This is a genomic window from Pediococcus damnosus, from assembly GCF_001437255.1.
Lineage (GTDB): Bacteria > Bacillota > Bacilli > Lactobacillales > Lactobacillaceae > Pediococcus > Pediococcus damnosus.
The window spans coordinates 1-878 of sequence record NZ_JQBD01000168.1 but is presented as its reverse complement, the minus strand read 5'-3'; the positions used below and the strand labels follow the sequence as shown (position 1 = coordinate 878).

1 protein-coding gene is annotated in these 878 nt (G+C 38.8%); it reads right to left on the bottom strand.

Annotated features, from left to right (window positions below; translation table 11 throughout):
* Positions 1-24: 24 nt before the first annotated feature.
* Positions 25-878 (bottom strand): reverse transcriptase domain-containing protein (locus IV84_RS10470; RefSeq protein WP_269084657.1); only part of this gene is annotated, 854 nt, incomplete at its 5' end.

Genomic DNA, 878 nt, shown 5'->3' with positions numbered 1-878 from the left:
ATCCGTATACGGCGGTTCAGTAATTTAAGCACTTTGAATGAACTGGAGTGTCTTGGTTAGATTCATTAATCCAAGGCGTTCCAGTTTTTCATTTGTTAAGGTATATAACAAGGTTTTACTATGCGCTGTACGCCAGTAACCCTTACGGGTATTGGCAGACTTAACCGCATCACTTGTAGATAATCCTAATCGTTTCAAGTTATTTATCTTTGTCTTGGTCTTCTTCCACTGTTTCCAGATATACTGCCGTATACGAGACCTTAACCATTTGTCCAATGTCTGAATAAAAGTAGTCATCTTTCCAACAGAAAAATATTGGATCCAGCCGCGCATCTTTTGCTGAATTTCTTGAAATATCTTGTCAGTTGACACCCCACGATTGCGCTTAGTAATTTGCTTAAGCGCTTGCTTAATTCTAAGCTTGGGTTCTTTGGCTGGTCGTACATAAGCACCACCATGTCCGACTCCCAATGAAAATCCTAAGAATTTTAGTCGTAGAGGTGATCCAACCTGTGTCTTCTTTTGATTGACCGTTACTTTTAGTCGACCTTCCAGAAAATTAGAGATACTTTCAAGAACTCGTTGCCCAGCTCGCTGACTTTTAACGTAAATATTACAGTCATCCGCATATCGGACAAATTTATGGCCTCGTTTTGTCAATTCTTTATCAAGTTCGTTCAAATAAATGTTGGCTAACAATGGTGAAAGTGGACCTCCTTGGGGAGTTCCTTTTTCACTGCTTTCAAATAAGCCATGATTCATGACCCCACTGGTTAAAAATCGACGAATCAATTTTGTTAACCATGGATCATTCACGTATTGTTCAATGAACTTAATTAATAAATCGTGGTTCACAGTATCAAAGTACGCTTTTAGGT